This is a genomic window from Paenibacillus sp. FSL R7-0163 (genome assembly GCF_037969975.1).
Lineage (GTDB): Bacteria > Bacillota > Bacilli > Paenibacillales > Paenibacillaceae > Paenibacillus_AQ > Paenibacillus_AQ odorifer.
In genome coordinates this window covers 1,420,602-1,440,697 of record NZ_CP150224.1, presented here as the reverse complement: position 1 = coordinate 1,440,697, position 20,096 = coordinate 1,420,602, and the positions used below count along the sequence as shown (strand labels likewise).

The 20,096-nt window shown below is 45.2% G+C and carries 19 protein-coding genes; 2 read left to right on the top strand and 17 right to left on the bottom strand.

Annotated elements, in window-relative coordinates; genetic code table 11:
• Positions 1-74 precede the first annotated feature (74 nt).
• The 8 genes from cheB to NST45_RS06255 all read right to left on the bottom strand — a co-directional run bounded on the left by cheB (position 75) and on the right by NST45_RS06255 (position 9,638).
• A complete protein-coding gene (gene cheB, locus NST45_RS06290) occupies positions 75-1,178 on the bottom strand; it encodes a chemotaxis-specific protein-glutamate methyltransferase CheB (protein ID WP_038572469.1) in 1,104 nt (367 codons plus the stop codon).
• Between the two features lie 41 nt (positions 1,179-1,219).
• Positions 1,220-2,818 (bottom strand): methyl-accepting chemotaxis protein, encoded by a 1,599-nt coding sequence (locus tag NST45_RS06285; RefSeq protein ID WP_038572471.1) that lies wholly within the window; start codon positions 2,816-2,818, stop codon positions 1,220-1,222.
• 208 nt (positions 2,819-3,026) lie between these two features.
• The gene (locus NST45_RS06280; protein ID WP_036676060.1) at positions 3,027-3,689 is read right to left on the bottom strand and encodes a response regulator transcription factor; all 663 of its coding nucleotides are present in this window, start codon (positions 3,687-3,689) and stop codon (positions 3,027-3,029) included.
• Between the two features lie 37 nt (positions 3,690-3,726).
• Positions 3,727-6,657, bottom strand: coding sequence for a PAS domain S-box protein (locus NST45_RS06275; RefSeq protein WP_076213621.1), 2,931 nt, complete (start codon positions 6,655-6,657; stop codon positions 3,727-3,729).
• Positions 6,658-6,753: 96 nt separating this feature from the next.
• Complete coding sequence (sigF, locus tag NST45_RS06270; protein WP_036676059.1) at positions 6,754-7,509, bottom strand: RNA polymerase sporulation sigma factor SigF; 756 nt, start codon at positions 7,507-7,509, stop codon at positions 6,754-6,756.
• A gap of 11 nt (positions 7,510-7,520) precedes the next feature.
• On the bottom strand, positions 7,521-7,976 hold the full coding sequence (spoIIAB, locus tag NST45_RS06265) for an anti-sigma F factor (protein ID WP_036676058.1): 456 nt from the start codon (positions 7,974-7,976) through the stop codon (positions 7,521-7,523).
• On the bottom strand, positions 7,973-8,326 hold the full coding sequence (gene spoIIAA / locus NST45_RS06260; protein WP_036676057.1) for an anti-sigma F factor antagonist: 354 nt from the start codon (positions 8,324-8,326) through the stop codon (positions 7,973-7,975). Before spoIIAA ends, spoIIAB begins: the two co-directional genes overlap by 4 nt.
• Positions 8,327-8,501: 175 nt before the next feature.
• The gene (locus tag NST45_RS06255) at positions 8,502-9,638 is read right to left on the bottom strand and encodes a D-alanyl-D-alanine carboxypeptidase family protein (RefSeq protein WP_235219379.1); all 1,137 of its coding nucleotides are present in this window, start codon (positions 9,636-9,638) and stop codon (positions 8,502-8,504) included.
• Positions 9,639-10,011: 373 nt separating this feature from the next.
• Here NST45_RS06255 and NST45_RS06250 point away from each other — a divergent pair, with 373 nt between their 5' ends.
• Positions 10,012-11,025 carry a serine hydrolase gene (locus NST45_RS06250; protein WP_076213625.1) on the top strand — a complete coding sequence of 338 codons (1,014 nt, stop codon included), beginning with the start codon at positions 10,012-10,014 and terminating at the stop codon, positions 11,023-11,025.
• A gap of 110 nt (positions 11,026-11,135) precedes the next feature.
• On the opposite strand, the gene NST45_RS06245 is transcribed toward NST45_RS06250, so the two are convergent.
• The 9 genes from NST45_RS06245 to NST45_RS06205 all read right to left on the bottom strand — a co-directional run bounded on the left by NST45_RS06245 (position 11,136) and on the right by NST45_RS06205 (position 19,417).
• Positions 11,136-12,467, bottom strand: coding sequence for a pyrimidine-nucleoside phosphorylase (locus tag NST45_RS06245; protein WP_036676056.1), 1,332 nt, complete (start codon positions 12,465-12,467; stop codon positions 11,136-11,138).
• A gap of 161 nt (positions 12,468-12,628) precedes the next feature.
• Positions 12,629-13,447, bottom strand: coding sequence for a purine-nucleoside phosphorylase (locus NST45_RS06240; RefSeq protein ID WP_036676055.1), 819 nt, complete (start codon positions 13,445-13,447; stop codon positions 12,629-12,631).
• Positions 13,448-13,496: 49 nt separating this feature from the next.
• A complete protein-coding gene (gene deoB / locus NST45_RS06235) occupies positions 13,497-14,675 on the bottom strand; it encodes a phosphopentomutase (protein ID WP_076134750.1) in 1,179 nt (392 codons plus the stop codon).
• A gap of 242 nt (positions 14,676-14,917) precedes the next feature.
• A complete protein-coding gene (gene xerD, locus NST45_RS06230) occupies positions 14,918-15,811 on the bottom strand; it encodes a site-specific tyrosine recombinase XerD (RefSeq protein WP_076213629.1) in 894 nt (297 codons plus the stop codon).
• A 159-nt stretch (positions 15,812-15,970) separates the two neighbouring features.
• Positions 15,971-16,204, bottom strand: a complete 234-nt coding sequence (locus NST45_RS06225; protein ID WP_076213632.1) for a DUF4227 family protein — start codon at positions 16,202-16,204, stop codon at positions 15,971-15,973.
• Between the two features lie 162 nt (positions 16,205-16,366).
• Complete coding sequence (locus NST45_RS06220; protein ID WP_036676051.1) at positions 16,367-16,831, bottom strand: Fur family transcriptional regulator; 465 nt, start codon at positions 16,829-16,831, stop codon at positions 16,367-16,369.
• A gap of 90 nt (positions 16,832-16,921) precedes the next feature.
• Positions 16,922-17,572: a stage II sporulation protein M gene (gene spoIIM, locus NST45_RS06215; RefSeq protein ID WP_036676050.1), complete on the bottom strand. Its 651-nt coding sequence runs from the start codon at positions 17,570-17,572 to the stop codon at positions 16,922-16,924.
• 82 nt (positions 17,573-17,654) lie between these two features.
• Entirely contained in the window at positions 17,655-18,854 is a 1,200-nt protein-coding gene (locus tag NST45_RS06210; RefSeq protein WP_076213637.1) for an endonuclease Q family protein, read from the bottom strand.
• Positions 18,845-19,417, bottom strand: a complete 573-nt coding sequence (locus NST45_RS06205) for an NUDIX hydrolase (RefSeq protein WP_036676048.1) — start codon at positions 19,415-19,417, stop codon at positions 18,845-18,847. The genes NST45_RS06210 and NST45_RS06205 overlap by 10 nt, the downstream gene beginning before the upstream one ends.
• A gap of 77 nt (positions 19,418-19,494) precedes the next feature.
• Here NST45_RS06205 and NST45_RS06200 point away from each other — a divergent pair, with 77 nt between their 5' ends.
• On the top strand, positions 19,495-19,668 hold the full coding sequence (locus tag NST45_RS06200; RefSeq protein WP_155288161.1) for a hypothetical protein: 174 nt from the start codon (positions 19,495-19,497) through the stop codon (positions 19,666-19,668).
• Positions 19,669-20,096 lie beyond the last annotated feature (428 nt).

Genomic DNA, 20,096 nt, shown 5'->3' with positions numbered 1-20,096 from the left:
GTCAACCTGAAATACAAAAAAGCATTGGCGGATTTTATCCTGCCAACGCTTTTTCAGAAGTAAAATAAGACCGTTCAAACTGATGGAAATGTGTCCCTTCGGTATCTCAGCTCCCCCGTAACCTCCATAATCTTCGAGGCTAACAAATGCGAGGGCAGCTCGTAATCCACACAACCCAGCTTCGCCGCTGCTTCAGGCATTTCACTTTCAATAGAAGTTTCTTGCGATTCTACAAGCGTTGATTGGGCACCAGCATGTTTGGCAGCTAGCATCCCTTTAGCGCCATCATTTCCCATTCCGGTCATTAGGATTAAATGCTGCTGTAGACCAGTTAATGCAGATATAGACCCAAACAAGACATCGACCGAAGGACAGTGCCCATTCACTGCAGGCTTTTTCATAAGTTTTATTCTGAGATCTTGCCCCTCCTGAATGATGGTCATATGAAAATTACCTGGAGCGATATAGACGGTTCCCCCGAGCACCGATTGCTTGTCCTTGGCTTCCACCACCCGTACACTTGAGAACCGATTCAGTCGTTCCGCCAATGCTTTTGTGTACTTAGGCGGCATATGTTGCACAATTAGCAGGGGATACGGGAAGCTCGCTGGAAGTGAGGTAATTAAGATTTCTAATGCCTTCGGCCCTCCTACTCCACATCCAATTCCCACGATCTGCTCAATGACTTCTGTACATCCACTCTTATCGTTTTTTTGTTTCTCTTGTCGAGCTTTCACTTTGGAGATGTTTATATTGTTAAGAATAAGAGTTCTTAAAGGAATTTCAGCGGCTTTCTTAATTTTGAATAATAACTCATCTTTTATGCTGTATAGACCAGGTCCATAAGATTGAGCTGGCTTGGAGATGAAATCTACTGCACCATTTTGTAGAGCAGTAATGGTTGCAGTTATACCTTCCTTTGTAGCTGAGCTCAGGATAAGTATAGGTGTTGGCCGCTGTGACATTATGCTTGTGAGTGCTACCAAACCGTTCAATTCCGGCATTTCTATATCTATAGCCACGACATCGGGCCTGAGTTTTTGAACCATGCTGATCGCTTCGGATGCATTTCGAGCTACTCCAATGACCTCGAGGGTTGAGTCCTCCGAAATTAGGTTCGAGATCTGTTTACGCATGGTTACTGAAGCAGCTACAACGAGCACCTTTATTTTTTGCACTACTTCTCCTCTCCTATCAATGATAATACCCCTGACACTGTTTATTTAACTTTAAAAATTGATACCAGACTATTTAACTCTTCTGCTAGCTGAGCCAAAGCATTGGCCGTCGTTGCCGTTTCACTGCTGCTTGCCGCCATTTCTTCAGTTGCGGCGGATATGCTCTCAATTGAGAACATCACCTCAGATGATTGTGCCGCCTGTTCTTCACTGGCAGCCGCAATTTCTGTTACTTTATGAGCGGTATCGTTCACCATCGTAAGGATATGTTCAAAGGCTTCTCCATTTTTTTGTGAAAAAGCTACTCCTTCTACTACAGCATTTACACTATGCTGCGTATTCTTCTGCATTTCTTTGATAATGCCCGTGATTTGTTTCGTAGCCCCACTGCTCCGCTCAGCTAACTTTCTTACTTCATTCGCAACAACGGCAAAACCTCGACCTTGTTCACCTGCGCGGGCCGCTTCTATCGCTGCGTTCAGGGCTAGCAGATTTGTCTGTTGGGCAATATCTTCAATCACCGCAATAATCTCACCAATCTTATCGGAATCTTCCGCAAGTCTAGACATTTGAGTATCCAGTACTGCCATTCCTTGTACGGAGTTCTTAACCACGATCCCTCCATCTTGAGCGATACGCATCGTTTGATCTGAAAGCTCAGAGGCCTGTTCAGCACTCTGGGCTACTGAATTAATCGCCGCAGATAATTCTCGGAACAACTCATTCATCGTTTGTGCTGCACTAGCTTGACTCATACTTCCACTAGCTACTTCCTCTGTACTTGCTGAGATTTGCTGTGCAGCAGCTGAGACACTTTCCGCAGAAGAAGAAATGCCGCTCACAGTTCGTCTTAGGTTCAGAACCATTTCATTAACAGAATAAGCTAGCATTCCAATCTCGTCCTTAGATTCCAGATTCGACGTTTCGCTTAAATCACCATTAGCCACTTTACCTAGCAGGCGCATTACTTGATTTAGAGGCCGTGCTATGATCTGCGATATTAGAAGACCCAGACCAATACTGATGAGCAGCGCAACAATAGTAACGCTAAACGTAATCAAACGAGAGGACTGATAAAGGTCATTGGCATTAACAATCGAACCTTGAGCCTGCTTCATATTGATGTCTATTAAATTTTGCAGAAAGTCAGTCAGCTCTGTTGTAGCTGTTTGCAAATCACTTACAAGCAAAAAATTTGTATATTTCTCATTACTAATATTTGTATTATTTAATTCAATAGCCTCATCCAGGCTTGTGATATACCGTTTCCAGATCTCAGGATAATCCTTCATTATGGCTAATTCTTCAGCTCTCAACGCAGTCTTGCTATATTTACCCATGATCTCTTCAATACTTTGAACGTTTTTATGTATTTTATCTTCGTATTCTTTCTTTTCTGCCACTGTTTTAGCCATCGTGTTTATATCACGGATATTGATTCTATTTGTTAAAAATAGTTCATTCGCTTCTCCCAGATAAGCTATAGGTGTTAAGCGGTTTTCATACATGTCCACGATAGAGCGGTCCATCTTACTCAAATTCGTAATTCCATAGAATCCTACAAAGCACAATATTGCGGATACTAACAGAAATGCGGAGATTAACTTCACTGCTGTTCTTAAATTATAAAACCACTTCATTTTCTTCAGCCCCTCATTGGCGTTAGTCATTTTTTAGTAATTCTTAGGAACTATTTCATCATATACGGTAAGCAGATTAAGGTAACCGAAAAAAAATAGCGCGACCACGCAAAAATATTGCGTCATCCCGCAAAAAAAGCGCAGACCAAAAAATCCCGCCTCACAGAACCGTGAATGGGATTTTGATCTATTTGTTTGTTACGAATTTTCATAGTGAATTGTTGAAATCGGACTCCTTCAATATGCCCAGTCGTTTAGCTTTTATTGCCGCTTCAATTCTTGATTTCACATTTAGCTTCTGGAACAGACTCGTTAAACTGTATTCCAGCGATCGTTGACTCATAAGTACAATCTCTGCTATTTCCTTGTTGCTTTTTCCTTTTGCAATCTCTGTCAGCATTTCATGCTCTTTTTTGCTTATCTTCGGGTTTGCTTGGTCAACATTAATCTCCATTCCTTTAGATGATACTTTTCTTAACTGTTTAACTAGGGTATGAGGCAAAATGACATCTCCCCTTAAAGCACAACGCACTGCTGCAACCAACTGCTCTCTATTGGTCGTTTTTGAAATAAACCCAAACAGACCCGATTCAATCATCAAGTTAAATTTGTTAGTAATTTCGTATCCGGTATAGATTAAGATAATCGCGTCTGCGTTTATTTTTAAGACTTCCTTCGCCAAATCAATCCCATTCCCATCAGCGATATGAAGATCAAACAACATCACGTCAAACGTATGGCTACCCACCATGTTAAGCGCCTCATGGGCTGAATTGGCTAGGGTAACCTTCATATCTCCCTCTTGTTCCAGTATCATCTTAGTCCCTTCCATGACAGAGGGATGGTCGTCCACTAACAAAATTTGAATCATGCCTAATACACCCCTATCCCCTTATTATGCCCCATGATTAATCTGCAGGTATGGATATAAAGACAGCTAATCCCTTATTCTCTGGCGAAAGAAATCGTATGGTCCCATCCATACTGCGAACCCTTTCTTTCATCCCATAAATCCCCATACTCTTAATAGAATCCTCTCCTAAAAGGCTCATTCCAATTCCGTTATCTTCATAATCCAAAAGCACCTGTTGCCCTTCACTAGCTAAGGAGATACGTACTTCTGTGGCACAGGAATGTTTAGCTGCATTAGCCAAAAGTTCCTGCACAATACGGTACAGACCTATTAGAATCTCGTCTTTTAACTTATGCCTGAAAGCGTTTGACTCAAAATATATCTGATAGTCGTTCCGCAACTGAGCAAATTCAAACAATGTCTCAAGTGAGGAAGCAAGCCCCTCATTGATTAATGCTGGTGGCCTAAGCTCATTGCAGATAATCCGCAGTTCATAGATAACATCGAGTAAACCTTCTGTGATCTGTTCTAACTGCTCCTTTAGTTCCCCCGTAACGGATTTATCACTTAAAAAATTATCAAGCTTACGATACCAGATGATCTGTTCTTGAAGTGCTGAATCATGTAAATCTTGAGCAAGCCGTTTGCGTTCATTCTCGGATAAATTAAACATAAAGCGTAATAACCATGTCGGAGCTTGCTCGGAAGCCGCTAACTCAAGGTCCTTAGTTAGATCTTCTATGAGCAAAAAATTATCAAATAACACACTAACATAACGGGTAATCGTCTTCAGCCACACTCGAACAGAACTTATTTCTAATAAAATAGACTTCTCATTAATGGATAGAATATAGCTTTTTCTTCGGAACTCTCCGATCTTAAGTGAATAGCCCCGCTCTGTCTCAATAATCTCGCATATTTTATCATGGTTATCTTCAACTTCAACCATACAAATATTGGTAACCCGCAAGACTTCTCTAACTTCTTTTAGTAATCGTTGTTCCATGTGACTGATCTTCATCGCACCAAACAAATCTTGCGAGAATTGATCAAGACTCATCTGTAAGTTGAAATACCTTTCCTCGCTGTTCCGAATGATCTGCTCTGTAAGCTGTCTTTCCACCTCAATTTTTTTCCGATCACTGATATCCCTAAAGATAGAGATACATGCAACCTTACCCTTATATAGAATTGAGCTAGCTGTTACTTCTACATCGATAATAGATCCATCTGACCGCACGACCTTTTGTTCAATAGGAGCTAATATCCGATTGGGTCCATAATAGATTTCACGCATCCGATCTCTAGCCAGCGTTATATAGTCTGGGTGGGCCCAATTAAAAATAGAGGTGCCAATCAATTGATCCTCACTGCAAACTCCAAACAATCCTAAACAGGAAAAATTCACATAAAGGAATTTATATTCACTATGGAGTACTACCGCTTCAGGTGACATATCAATAAGCAGCCGATTGAGTTCCTCGCTTTCTCTAAGTTCACTCTCCATCTGGACCCTTTTTGTAATGTCTCTCGCTACAATCACAATACTAACTACTTCTCCATCCTCACCAAGAACAGGTGTACCCAAGCATTCCAGATCTATAATGTGACCTTTGATGTGAATAAACCGATTGTAAAACATCTTACATACTTTTGTCCGAAAAATATCCAAGATCTGTTCCCGCAACACTTCTTGTTCATCAGGATGAATATACTCCAAAATGGTTGTGTTCTTTATTGAACCAACAGGAAGACCAATAATTTTCTCACAAGAGGACGAAGCAATAATGAAGTTCCCTTGCTGATCCAGAACCCCAATCATATCCTCCATATTCTCTGTAATAAGCCTGTACTCCGCCTCCCGCTGAGCCAGCCGCTTTTCCACCTCCACAGATGCAGTGATATCTCTTGCGATAACAAAGGTACCCACAATTTGATTGTTTTCATGTACAGGGATGTTTTTCATCGACCAATGGTTAACTAATCCATTCTCGCGGACAGAAGTAACCGTGTAATGCTGCAGAACTCCGCCAACCGTTTTCTCAAAATAATCAGACATCATATGCGAATTCTCTGCACCAAATAAATTCACAATGGATAAGTTTTCTCCGAATCTATTAAAAGCTTCTCCAGTAATTTGATCTGCCGCTGGATTGATAGCTACAATGCTGCCCTGCAGATCCAATTCACACACGATATCTGGGTTATGGTCAAACAGGGATTTGTAGCGCTGCTCGCTTTTTAATAGAACCTCTTGCATCTGCTTTTTTTCCGTATGGTCGATTAAGATCCCATTGAGCCGTACCACTGCCCCTGTCTCATCCATACTGGGAATGATCCTGACTTGGACCCATCGGAGTTCACCGCTGGCATGGATGATCCGATATTCACTAAGATTGCTTATTCCTTGCCCCACTGTAGTTATAATCTCTTGAATTAAAGGCCGCTCTTCTTTAGGAGCAATTCTTAGCCAAAAGTCATCTTCCTTCGCCTGTTCTGGTGAATATCCCGTGATATTGAAAATGGCATCCGATATGAATAACATTTTCCGTGATACGTAATCGTAAGACCAAATCGCCACATCGATCGTAGCAAACATCTGCTGATACAGAGAAAAGCTACTCTCTAACTGGGCTTGAGCATTTTTTTGTTCCGTGATATCTATGATTACGCCATCTATTCTACAAACCTTATGCTCTTGATTAAAAACGGGCGTGCCTATACTTTGAACCCACTTCAGCGCTTTTGCAGGTAACTGCATACGATACTCAAGATTACATAGGTGACCAGAGTATAATTTATCTATATACGCATCAAACCGTTCAAGATCCTCACCGTACACATATTCACGTAAAAAATTGGGGTTATGCGGTAAAGCATGATCTGAACAGTCCACCCAATTCTCCAAAACATTCGACATTGTCAGCAAATTTGCTTCCATGTCAATAGACCATGAGGTCATATCCTTGTCGCCAAGTGAATGCATATTGAGATTCCCTCCACATAAAAAGCCCCCCCTTTTCGGGGCGGCTTTTTCTTCCTATTCGCTATTTCGCAAGCGTCTTTACATTTTAGCCATTATCTACTGAGCAATCTGCTCGCGGATATTCTGCAATATTTTCTTCTCCAGCCGGGATACCTGCACTTGAGAAATCCCAAGGCGACTAGCAACCTCTGACTGCGTTTGGTCACGGTAATATCGAAGATAAACAATCAGCCGTTCACGCTCGCTGAGACCTCCGATAGCCTCATTCAGTGCCAGCTTATCAAACCAGCGTTCCTGTGATTCGTCAGCGATTTGATCAATCAGCGTGATCGGGTCACCATCATTCTCGAACACAGTCTCATGAATCGAGGTCGGTGGCTTGTTAGCTTCCTGAGCAAATACCACTTCTTCAGGCGTAACTCCCAGTGCCTCAGCAACTTCACCGATGGTAGGCAGACGGTCCAGCGTCTTAGACATTTCATCCTTCATCTTGCGGACCTTATTAGCCATCTCCTTAAGAGAACGGCTAACTTTCAAGGTTCCATCGTCGCGAAGGAAACGCTGAATCTCGCCAATGATCATCGGCACGGCATAAGTGGAGAATTTGACCTCATAGCTGAGGTCGAACTTATCAACGGACTTCAAGAGCCCGATGCAACCGATCTGGAACAAATCGTCAGGTTCATACCCGCGGTTCATAAACCGCTGCACTACCGACCAGACCAACCGGATATTGCAGCTAACTAGTGTGTCCCGGGCAAGATTATCTCCGGCCTGACTGAGCGCGATAAGACGTTTGACCTCCGCATCGTCCAAATAGGTCGGCGGAGCTTTTTTTGACTCTGCATCCATGGCTCCAACCCCTAATTGTATAAAGCTTTTTTCGAAACGATGGTTTTCTTCATTGAGATCGAAGTGCCGTGTCCCGGTTCACTAGTGACCTCAAATTCATCCATGAAATTCTCCATAATGGTAAAGCCCATGCCCGACCGCTCCAGCTCTGGCTTTGAGGTATATAGCGGCTGTTGTGCCAGCTCCAAATCCTCAATGCCCCGTCCCTGATCCTCAATGGTTAAATGTACCGTTTCGTTGTCCAGCGAAGCTGAAATAGTCACAATACCTTCCGGATCACTATCATACCCATGAATAATACAATTGGTGACCGCCTCCGACACGACTGTCTTCAGATCATTCAGCTCGTCCATTGTAGGATCAAGCCTAGAAACGAACGCCGCTACAACTACACGCGCGAATGATTCGTTCTCCGAGAGTGCAGCGAACTGCACGTTCATGAAGTTACCAGCCTTACCATTTGTCATAACGCAACCTCCAAATCCGAGAGTGCAGTACTCTCGTCGTCATATAGGGGCATGATCTTGAACAGGCCTGACATTTCCAGAAGTCGCTTCACAGGTGCCGTTGCATCACACACCACCATTTTGCCGCCTTTACTATGGATCAGTTTATACCTTCCCAGAATTACGCCGAGACCCGAACTGTCCATAAACTGCAGATGCTTAAGACTAAGGATCAAATGCGATACCTGACCCCGCATAATCGCTTCATCCATATCCATTCTTACAAAATCGGCGGCATGATGATCGAGTTCCCCAGATAAACGGACAATCAGCACACCCCTGTGATGCTCCATTTCCACATTAGAATTCATGCTTGCCACTCTCCTCTTCGTTGCTTTGAAAACTTGGCCTTAAGAGACAGTACCCATTCTCTTCAAGGACAAGGTTTCTACGTGGCAAATCAGGAATCCTGCCTCACGACAAAACTAGAAGAAAACCCCTATGAATCTACAAAGCACATGGGCGCAATCTACAAAAAAGCTCTTTTTAATCCATGCCGAACATCGAGCCTGTTGTACGTTTAAAGAGCTTCCACCAGCCTGCTTTTGCCACAGCTTCCCCTGCTTTAAGTTCATACTCTTTAATCACTTGGGTTCCTTGGTAGACAACCAGCTTGCCTATGGACTGGCCTTCAGCCACTGGTGCCTTCACGCTTTCTGGAAGTACTAGTTCGTGACGAATGCCTTCTTGCGTCACACCTTTTTTCAAAAGAACACTATACGTCTCTTTCGCCGTAATCGGCAGCTCGGACTTCACACCCTTCTCAATCTTAAGGGTACCAATAGCGTCCCCTTCTTTGTGAATAGTGTGGATCTTATATTGCGAAAAGAGATAGTCAAACATGCCCGACACTTCACTGTTACGTGTCTTCGTGTTCGGCTCACCCAGCACAACAGCAACAGCACGCAGACCGTCTCTTGCAGCCGTAGCGGATAAGCAGAATTTTGCTTCAGCGGTATATCCTGTTTTCAGTCCATCAGCGCCTGTATAGAAACGTACAAGCTTGTTCGTGTTTACCAACCAGAATGGTTTGGTGGAATCCTTACGCAGATAATCCTGATAGGAGCCGGTATATTTGATAATTCTATCATGCTTTAAAAGCTCCCGGCTAATTACCGCAATATCGTAGGCTGAGGAATAGTGATTAGCAGCTGGAAGACCGTTGCAATTGGCAAAGTGGGTATCTTTCAGACCCAGCTCTTCCGCTCTTTTATTCATCAGATCGACAAAAGCGCTCTCCGAACCCGCTATTTTCTCTGCCATCGCCACAGATGCATCATTACCGGAGGCCATAGCGATGCCTTTAAGCATCTCATCCACCGACATTTCTTCACCAGGCTCCAGGAAAATTTGCGATCCGCCCATCGATGCGGCATATTCACTCGTGCGCACCTTATCCGTCAGTTGCAGTCTTCCTTCATCCAGTGCTTCCACCGTAAGCAGCATCGTCATAATCTTCGTAATACTTGCGGGAGGCAGCTTATCATGGCTGTTCTTTTCATAAATAATAGTGCCGGTGCCTGCATCCATCAAAATCGCAGAACGCGCACCAGGCGCAAGATCTACAGCGGCAGCATTACTGCCAGAATCCTTGCTTTTTTCCTCAGCATAAGCACCTGACATCGGTCCTAGAACCGACACAACGATACAGAGCACAAGCACAGCAAAACGCATTTTTCTCACAATGGTTCCCCTCCTGAACGTTAACCTTCATATCACAGGTACTGTGTTCCAGTTTCGTCAGAAAGGGTGGAAATTATTCCATTTCTAAGTAAATAACTATAATAATTTATCCCAAGAAGTAATGTTGTTGTCAATTAAAAAAAGCCCAGCAGTAGTTGCAGAGCATTTTTATTATAGGGGAGATCAAAAATTATTTCAAATTTTAAGTATTTCCAATTTTTTCGTATTCATTTGATCCACTTTAAAGGAAAATGGAAGATTTTAACGAATGCTATTTAAGAACTTAACTGCTTATAGAGGAGTGAATATACAGATGAACCACCTTGCAGATTGTATTGAAGCAGAAGCTACACAGAACAATTTCTCTGGTGTAGTGCTGGTACAACAACATGATAAAGAAGTCAGCAGCAGCTGTTACGGTTATGCCAATAAGTCGGATAAGCGCGAAAACAATATTCATACCCGGTTCGGCATTGCTTCCGGATGTAAAATATTTACCGCGATTGCTGTCTGCCAGCTGGTCGATCAGGGATTGATTTCTTTTGAAAGTAAACTAATAGATTATCTTAAAAAGGTAGAGTTCCCTCTCTTTAGTCCTGACATCACCATTCATCAGCTACTTACGCATAGCTCTGGTATTCCGGATTATTTTGATGAAACAATTATGGATGATTTCGAGGACCTGTGGAAGGCACGGCCTATGTACACCTTGCGACAGCTTGAGGATTTTGTGCCGATGTTCCGAACCCTTCCCATGATGTGGACCCCGGGCGAACGTTTCCACTACAACAATGCCGGCTATATCGTGCTAGGCCTTCTGGTGGAGGAACTGAGTGAAATGTCTTTTTCCGATTATATAGAGCATCACATCTTTAAGCCTTGCGGAATGGAGCAATCCGGTTACTTTACGTTAGATGCCTTACCTGCCAACTGTGCACTAGGATACATAGAGGAAGAGAACGGGAACTGGAGAACCAACATCTATTCAATCCCGGTAAAAGGAGGCGCTGACGGTGGAGCTTTTGTCACTGCCCCCGACCTGCAGCTATTCTGGAGCGGGTTAATGAACCATACATTATTGAGTCCAGTACTCACTTCATTATTGCTTACTCCTCATGTACATGTGGAGGGCGAAGGCTATTATGGTTATGGTGTATGGATTACCCTCCACGAAGAAAAAGTGTTCAAATTTCACATTATGGGCTATGATCCCGGTGTTTCCTACCGGTCGGCTATCTATCCAGCTAGTGGCGAGACTGTGGTCGTATTATGTAATACAAGCAGCGGGGCTTCGCAGATTTTCAATAAGATCAATAACCAGTTATAAATATGTACCCATTGAACAAAACGCAAAGCAGCGATCTTCCCGTTATGGGAGGATCGCTGCTTTGTTGTCTGTTTACAGCCTTAACCATGACAATAATTATATTACCTTGACTAGTACCGTGTTACCCCATCTTTAGTAACAAGTGCAAATACCAAAGGTTGGGCAGGAACAGGTTCAGAAGTGATACGGTAGGCTTCTAACACCTTACCTTCAGCTTCCTCTACTTTCTTCTCGCTGGCATCGTTGATATGCAAGACTGCAAGCGTCTCGCCGATCTCTACAGCATCTCCAACCTTTTTGGAAAGTTGAATCCCCACAGCCAGATCGATTACGGATTCCTTAGTTTCACGTCCAGCTCCAAGCAGCATAGCCGCAACGCCAATTTCCTCGGCCTGAATACCTTCTATGAACCCCTTCGTTTTCGCCTTCACTTCAATGAATCGCTTAGCAGTAGGGAGCTTCTCCGGAGAATCAATTTGCGATACATCTCCACCTTGTGCCTTCACGATTTGTTTGAACTTCTCTAGCGCACTGCCATCTTCAATATGCGTCATAAGAATCGAACGTGCCTCCGCTTCATCCTTGGCTTTGCCGCCAAGAACAAGCATCTGGCTGCCCAGAATAAGACAGACCTCCTGTAGATCCTTTGGACCATGACCCTTCAAGGTCTCGATTCCTTCCTTAATTTCCAACGCATTTCCGATCCCGTAACCAAGCGGCTGGTCCATATCACTGATGATTGCAACGGTATTGCGACCCAGATGCGTTCCAATGTCAACCATCGCCTGAGCGAGTGCTATAGAATCATCCAGCGTCTTCATAAAAGCACCGCTGCCTGTTTTGACATCCAACACGATCGCATCCGCACCTGCTGCAATCTTCTTGCTCATCACAGAGCTTGCAATAAGGGGGATGGATTCAACTGTTGCAGTTACATCCCGAAGGGCATACAGCTTTTTGTCTGCGGGTGTAATGTTGCCCGACTGACCGATCACGGCAGCCCCGATCTCCCCTACTTGGTCAAAGAAACGCTCACGAGCCATCTCGATAGAGAAACCACTGATTGACTCCAGCTTATCGAGCGTGCCTCCAGTGTGCCCAAGTCCACGACCGGACATCTTCGCTACCGGTACTCCAGCAGAAGCTACCAAGGGTGCCAATACTACAGTTGTTTTATCGCCCACTCCACCTGTGGAGTGTTTATCGACTTTAATACCTGCGATTGGGCTAAGATCTACTTGATCGCCGGACATCGCCATTTCCATCGTTAGATCGCCGGTTTCCCGCGCGTTCATGCCTTGAAAATAAACAGCCATTGCCCAAGCAGAGAGCTGATAATCAGGCACTTCACCTTTACTGTAGCCCTGAATTAGAAAGGAAATTTCCTCACGACTCAGCTCTCCACCATCTCTTTTTTTCTGAATAATATCGACAGCTCTCATATTACACCTGCACTTCACGGACAATTGCGCGAGCAAGTCCGATAAATTTTGGTCTAGTCAAATTAGTTACCTTCATTATCTGTTCAAACGTCAATGGCTCAAGTTCATTCACTTGTGTCATAGATTGGACCTCCCAAAAATTCAAAATGCAGTACCCGAAATTACATTTTCGGAATAAAGCCCAACACTAGCTTCAGGAAACGCTCACGCACACGGTCTGCAGTTTCCATAACCTCTTCATGGTTGAGAGGTTGATCCAGAATTCCCGCAGCCATGTTAGTAATACAGGAGATACCCAATACCTCGATACCTGCATGACGGGCAACAATGGTTTCCGACACAGTAGACATGCCCACAGCGTCAGCCCCTAGATGACGAAGCATTACGATTTCAGCAGGTGTTTCGTAGCAAGGTCCCAGCAGACCTGCATATACGCCTTCTTTGAATTCGAAATTCTGCTGCGCTGCCGTTTCCTTCGCTACCTTAATTAGGCGGCGACTATAAGCGGTTGACATATCCGGGAAGCGCACGCCCAGTGCAGGATCATTAGGTCCTATTAACGGGTTCCGACCCGTCATATTCAGATGATCCGTAAGGAGCATAAGATCGCCCGGCGTGAAATCTGTGTTCACTCCACCAGCAGCATTAGTTACTAATAGGCTGGCTATACCAAGTTCTTTCATAACCCGAACAGGGAATGCCGTTACCTCCGGTCCATATCCTTCATACATATGAAAGCGGCCCTTCATCATCACGACACGGCGTCCTTCAATCATACCGATCAGCAGTTCTCCCTCATGCCCTTCTACAGTGGACACAGGGAAGTGAGGAATCTCATCATATGGAATGCTGATTCCATCGGTGATCAGGTCTGCCAACACACCGAGTCCTGAACCAAGGATCAATCCAATTTCCGGAGCCACCGGACATTTGTCTTTTATATAAATGGCTGCTTCTTGAATTTCTTTTTGAGTTAACATGCTATGGATGATCCTCCTTAATGAATGTTGTGGCGCAACCCACATCCTTTTATTGCAGTTTCGCTAAAAAGCTTGTCCCATACTGCGGCGCCTTCGCACCGAAATTATCAGCAATGGTTGCGGCAACATCCGAGAAGGTCTCACGAATACCTAAGCTATCTGGATGCTTAAGGCGTGGGCTGTAAATAAGCAGTGGCACATATTCACGAGTATGATCTGTTCCGCTATGGATTGGATCATTCCCATGATCTGCTGAAATAATCAACAGGTCATCTTCACCAAGCGTGGATAGAATTTCAGGCAGCGCCTGATCGAATACTTCCAGTGCATGACCATATCCTTCCGGATCGCGACGGTGGCCATATAAAGAGTCAAAATCCACCAGATTCGTGAACAGCAAGCCATTGAACGGTTGGCGAAGCTGCTGTATGGTAACTTCGATACCATGTTCATTGCTCTTCGTAGGGTAAGAAGCTGTAACCCCTTCACCTGTGAAAATATCGTTGATCTTTCCTACCGCAATAACATCTTTTCCGATATCAGCCAGCGAATTCATTACCGTTGGTTCCGGTGGTTTCACGGCATAATCATGGCGATTTGAGGTCCGTACGAACTTTCCTGGTTCGCCAACATAAGGACGAGCAATAACACGCCCTACGGAGAATTCTGGAGCCATAGTTAGCTCACGGGCGATTTTACATGCGCTGTATAGCTCTTCCAGTGGAATGATATCTTCATGTGCCGCAAGCTGGAATACACTGTCCGCAGAGGTGTAGACAATCCAAGCTCCGGTCTTCATCTGCTCTTCGCCATATTCAACTAGAATTTCCGTACCGGAAGCTGGTTTATTACCGATCACTTTCCGGCCAGTTGCTGCTTCGAATTTCTCAATCAATTCTGCCGGAAATCCATCCGGATACGTATTGAATGGAACCTCGATCTTCAGCCCCATCAGCTCCCAGTGCCCGGTCATCGTATCCTTACCGACAGATACTTCCTGCATCTTGCCATAATATCCTGTTGGTGAAGCTACAGGTTCAAGCGGCGGCAGCGGAGCAATATTAGCTAATCCTAACTGCTGTAGGTTAGGGAGTTTCAATCCGGGAACACGGTTCAAAATATGACCAAGCGTATGTGAACCCGCATCACCAAAATTCGCAGCATCTGGAGCTTCTCCGATACCTACACTATCCAGAACAATAAAACCAATTCGTTTAAATGAGGACATATTGTCTTCACTCCTTTTTTAATATAGATCGTTAGTTCATTCGTTTGCACCAACAAGAAGAAACGGCTGTACCTTCTCCCGGAAGTCAGATGCTTCCGTAGCTAGCGATACAATGTATCGCCTGTCAGGTATCCGTTTCTGCCAAAGGATAACCTGTGGAAAATTACCCATTCCCCAGTCTATCCTATAAGTATGATTCCATCATAACTATCTTACTCACAAAAAGCATCTTTGAAGCATGATCAGCGAGCTCTGGGATGATGGCTCTCATATACTTCCTTCATATTCTTACGGGCGATACCGTTATAAATCTGAGTCGTCGAAATATCAGCATGACCCAGCATTTGTTGTACGGAACGCAAATCTGCTCCACCTTCCAGTAAATGGGCGGCGAAGGAATGCCTAAGCGTATGCGGTGTAATATCCTGCTCAATGTTTGCTTCCCGTGCGTATTTCTTTATGATTTTCCAGAACCCCTGGCGGGTTAATCGCCCACCTAGGCTATTCAGGAACATGGCCGGCTCCTCCTGATGACCACGAAGCAGCTTGTCCCGCATAAGAGAAGTGTAAGCTGCTACACTCTCAGCAGCAATGGTTCCAATGGGAACCACTCGTTCCTTGCCCGAAGTCCCTGTACAGCGCGCAAACTTCATGTCCGTATGCACATCGTCTACGTTAAGAGAAATCAATTCAGAAACCTTTATTCCCGTTGCGTAGAGCAATTCCAGCATTGCCTTATCGCGCATCCCTTGTGCTGTACTCACATCTGGAGCAGCCAGCAGCCGCTCAACCTCCGAAACCGCAAGCACCATAGGTGGCTTCTTATCAGGCTTCATGGTTTCCATGTCCAGTGTTGGATCCTGCTCAATTAAACGTTCCTTCAACAAATAATGAAAAAAGGCCCGCAGGGACACCGCGTTTCTGTTGAGCGTTGCAGTGGCTCTTCCCGCTCCGCGTAAGGAGCCAAGATATAACATCACATGAGATCTTCGGATTTCTTCAGGCTGTTCAGCCCCCCGCTCTTCAGCAAACTCTAGAAACTGCGATACATCCCTACCGTAAGATTCCAGTGTATTCGGGGACAAGCCTTTATCTCCGGACAAATAATGTAAAAAAGGCTGCAAGTGTGACTTCATTATTTCACGCTCCTGTCCTGGCGCAGCTACTCTTAGTGTCTTCCTGCAGCACATTCAGCATGAGGCTTCAGCAGATGTGTACACAACTCTTACTCTGCATAAATCCACCCTAGCTTTCTTCGACATTCTTCTCGCTTGTTCCTGCTTCCTGCGGAGCTTTCATTCTCCGAACCAGTAATAGAAACGTAAGCGCTGCCTTGCATCCAGACCATCATCACCAACCTCGGCGTGATCAAATGCCCGAACAGCAGTGCCTTCAGGAATTCCATAGTTCTCTATCGGACTAAGCCATTCCCCTAGCCAGCTCACAGCATAGTAGAGTAAATAGCTTAGAGCCACAAACATGATCATAAAATACAGCTTACGCACTGTTTTGGGCACAGAAACAATCATAAGGACGCCTCCTATTACATATAAATGAATTCTGCTCGTCCTTCATTTTATGCTCCAAAAAAGGCTGATATGTATGGCTCTAATAGACTAATCATTTAAAAAGCCCCCTCCGGTATAGGAACCGGGGAGGACTTGTGAAGTTAATTCTTAATATAAGATAACTTAGGATGGATTTCCGTCTGTATTGTTCTTATCAGTACAGCGGTAGCAAATCCCATGGAAATCAAGTCTATGATCAAGCACTGTGAAATTAAACTCTTTCTCCAGTCGCTCTTCCAGCGGACCGAGCCAATCCTCGCGAATCTCATCCATACTGCCGCATTGCACACAAATTAAGTGATGATGATGATGCTTCGCAGTATCTGTTCGCAAATCATACCGGGCTACACCGTCGCCGAAATTGATCTTTTCTACGACATGTAGCTCACTGAGAAGTTCGAGGGTACGATACACAGTCGCAAGACCAATCTCGGGAGCTTTCTCCTTCACGAGCATAAATACGTCTTCCGCGCTAAGATGATCTTCCTCATTCTCCAGCAGCACTCTTAAGGTCGCTTCCCGTTGGGGTGTAAGCTTGTATCCTTGGGATTGTAACTGTTGCTTAATCTTGTCTATCCGTGCTTCCACCTGTCTCCCTCCCCCTTGGATAATTACCGCACCGGTCTTCAAACCACTTCTTCCATTATAGGGGGTGTCGCTTTCAGAAGTCAAACGCTTTTACTGCACAGTCAAGGTCGTCACCGCTTGTACAAGTGAAGGCGTGACCCAACGCATCATGGTTGGTGTAACCCAGGTCTCAAAACATGAAATACCCAGGATCAAAAGCGCCATCACAAATGACAATATAGTGTACATGGTAAAAGGACGAGTCACTGGCGTCCGGCGTTGTCCCATCACCCGGCTGCGGATCATCTGCAAGGAAAAAGCTATCGCAGCTGCACTGCTAACCAGCAGCACAGGGATCAGCACCAGATTATGTGGAGCCACAGAAACTAACGCGAACAACATCCCATGCCAAGAATATTGACTGACCAGACAGCCAACCGTAAAACCGATCAGTACCCCTTTTAAAAAATCAAGAATCAAAATTCCCGGCAGCCCAATGACCGACAACCCAAGAATCCAGATCAGTCCGATCCATTTCAGATTCAAGGCTGCTATACTCCAGTACGAATCAGGTGCGGCTGGCAGACCTTGCTGATCAACCGTAACAAAGAAATTCCCCAGATAATCCCCCAGCTCCTGCTGCTGATCCATCGTAAGCGCACTAACGATAAGAGCTCCAAATACAACACCTACCAGAAATAATACGCCGACAAAAATATACAGAGGCGTCTGTTCCTTCATCATCAGCCGTAAATTACGCATTTGGGACGTTCCCCTTTCCGGTTACATGTTACACCATATGAGAAAACGTCCCGCGATATGACTTGTCCTTTAGGTAATGACTCTACTTTCTGGGCTGTACCACTTTACCGTACGTCCCGCCACCGCCTGCTGATAGCTCCAAAATGCCAGAGCGGGCCTGGACGATCATCGACGCCAGATCCGCACCTACAACGCTGGCAATTTCCGCTTCACCACAACCATGTAAAATGTTCATCTCAGTTCCAAATGCTTGCAGTAACGCGTTCATCTTCGCCTTCCCTAACCCCGGGATAAATTCAAGCGGAACCTGATAATGATAGGGTGGACGGTCAGCAGGCACTATCGGCGTCTTGCGGTCAGCAATATCTAGGATCCGGTCGAAGACACCTCTAACCAGCTTAAGACTGCCGCAATATTGGCAACGATCCGCGTTGACATAAGCCTCATCAATAATACTGCCGCAGCCCCCGCAATAGCTCCGGTGGTATTTGCCAAGCCGTGGATTAAGTCCGAAATTTGCAATTACCTTCCGTCCATCTTTACGTTCCAGTGCAAGCCGCAGTTCAGCGAACGAAGGCCGTGCCAGCTCCATCACATTATACTCACGCCCTAACTTACCCAGTGAATGCGCATCTGAGTTGGTTAGAAACGTGAAATCATCCAGTTCAGAGAGATATCCAGCCATTTCGGAATCTGCACTCAGCCCAAGTTCAACCGCAGCTATGCGGTCCAGATCAAAGATGTCCGCCATACGCTCGGCTGCACAGCCGTACAAGCCCTTGTGAGGCGTGAAAATATGTGCAGGAATAAGAATGCCTCCCCGCCCGTAAATCTCATCCTGAAGCTCCCTAGCCGGAGCATACAGGCGCTGGGAACTTAGATTCACATTCCGCATATAGCGGCTCATCCACGCACTAAAGTCGGTCATGCGTTCCACGTCCGGCATGTAAGCGAGCACATGGCACTCTTTTCGCCCAGGCTCGCGGATTTCAATCTCTGTCCCCAGAATGATCGTAGTCCCTCGGTAAGCAATCCCTCCACCTTCAGCTAACGTCATCTCTCCAGATTCCAAAGAGCGCTGAATATCCCGCAGTACGCCAGGTGAATGACTGTCTATAATACCGATCATTTCTAGTCCCTTGCGCTCTGCAGCTTCTTTGGCAATGCCCGCAAAGGTAAGCTCGCGGCTGCCGCTAATTTTGACAGCCTGACCTTCCGACGTTCGTCCAATATGAACATGCAAATCGCAATAGAAACTCTTCAGTTCAGTTGTTAATTCCATTGGCCTGTCAGCGTGTATAGATGCCAAGCGTACACTGCCATCATCGTTTTTGCATCCGCGATGCGCCCGTCAGCCATATATTGATACGCTTCCTCCAGGGTAAGCTCCGAAACCTCTAGAAATTCATCCTCGTCCAGTGACATGTCCCCTGGTTGAGCGTTAGTAGTCACATACAAATGAATAATCTCATCGGCGAAGCCGGGAGAAGTATAGAAGGATTTAAGCAATTTCAGATCTCCACTGTGAAATCCAGTCTCTTCCTGAAGTTCACGACCAGCCGCAACTAATGGATCTTCACCTTTATCCAGCTTCCCAGCCGGAATTTCTACCTCAGTGCGTTGCATGGGCTGACGGTATTGCTCTACAACAAGCATTTTGTTGTTGTTTAAAGCAAGCACCGCTACAGCGCCGGGATGCTTCACAACTTCACGTGTCGCAGTATTTCCATCAGGCAGTCTCACTGTGTCCACCTGCAAAGATATAATCTTCCCATCAAAAACAGGCTGTGTAGACAATGTCACTTCATCAAGCTCGGGTTTGCTGTGCAAATGTTGTTCTCCCATAAAGTTTCTGGTCTCCTTTTTCTCTATTGTGCATACGGTGTATTATAGCAAACTTAAAGGGAAAGAAGGAATTTCAGATGAACGAAATCTTCAGCCGTACAAGCTCATCCGCAGTTATGATGGTAGGTAAGCCGGAGGAAATAAAGGCCATCTTGGCTGGATGGATCCAGCAGTATGGGCGCGATATGCCCCTGGCATACATTCTTTCCCTGCACGATCAATCTACAATCCTTCCGTCCAAGGCAGGATGAATTCATCCTCTCCTTTGGGACTTAGCCATACATGTTCACACAACTATAGGGGTGTCTCAAAAGCCATGAAATGGCTGCTGGGGCACCCCAGTCTTTTTGCGTCCTCCCCGATTAGAGGGACTTTTGTGCTTACGATGCTGGTATTGGGCACAAGTTGTTTGATTAAGCGACTATCGCGCTTACGATGCTGATATCAGACACAACTTGTTGATCGCTCACGATGCTGATATCTAGCACAAGTTGTTTGATTAGGTCGCTATTGCGCCTACCTTTGTACGCTGTCGGACTCAGCTGCACTTAAACACACCTTTTCCCCACTTATGCTATGCTATCGGACCCCAGTGACGCTATCGGCACGAAAAACACACTATATGCTCCTCTTCCTAAGGAATAGCTGCGCTGGTGTCCGAAACTCTGCTCAAATGGCG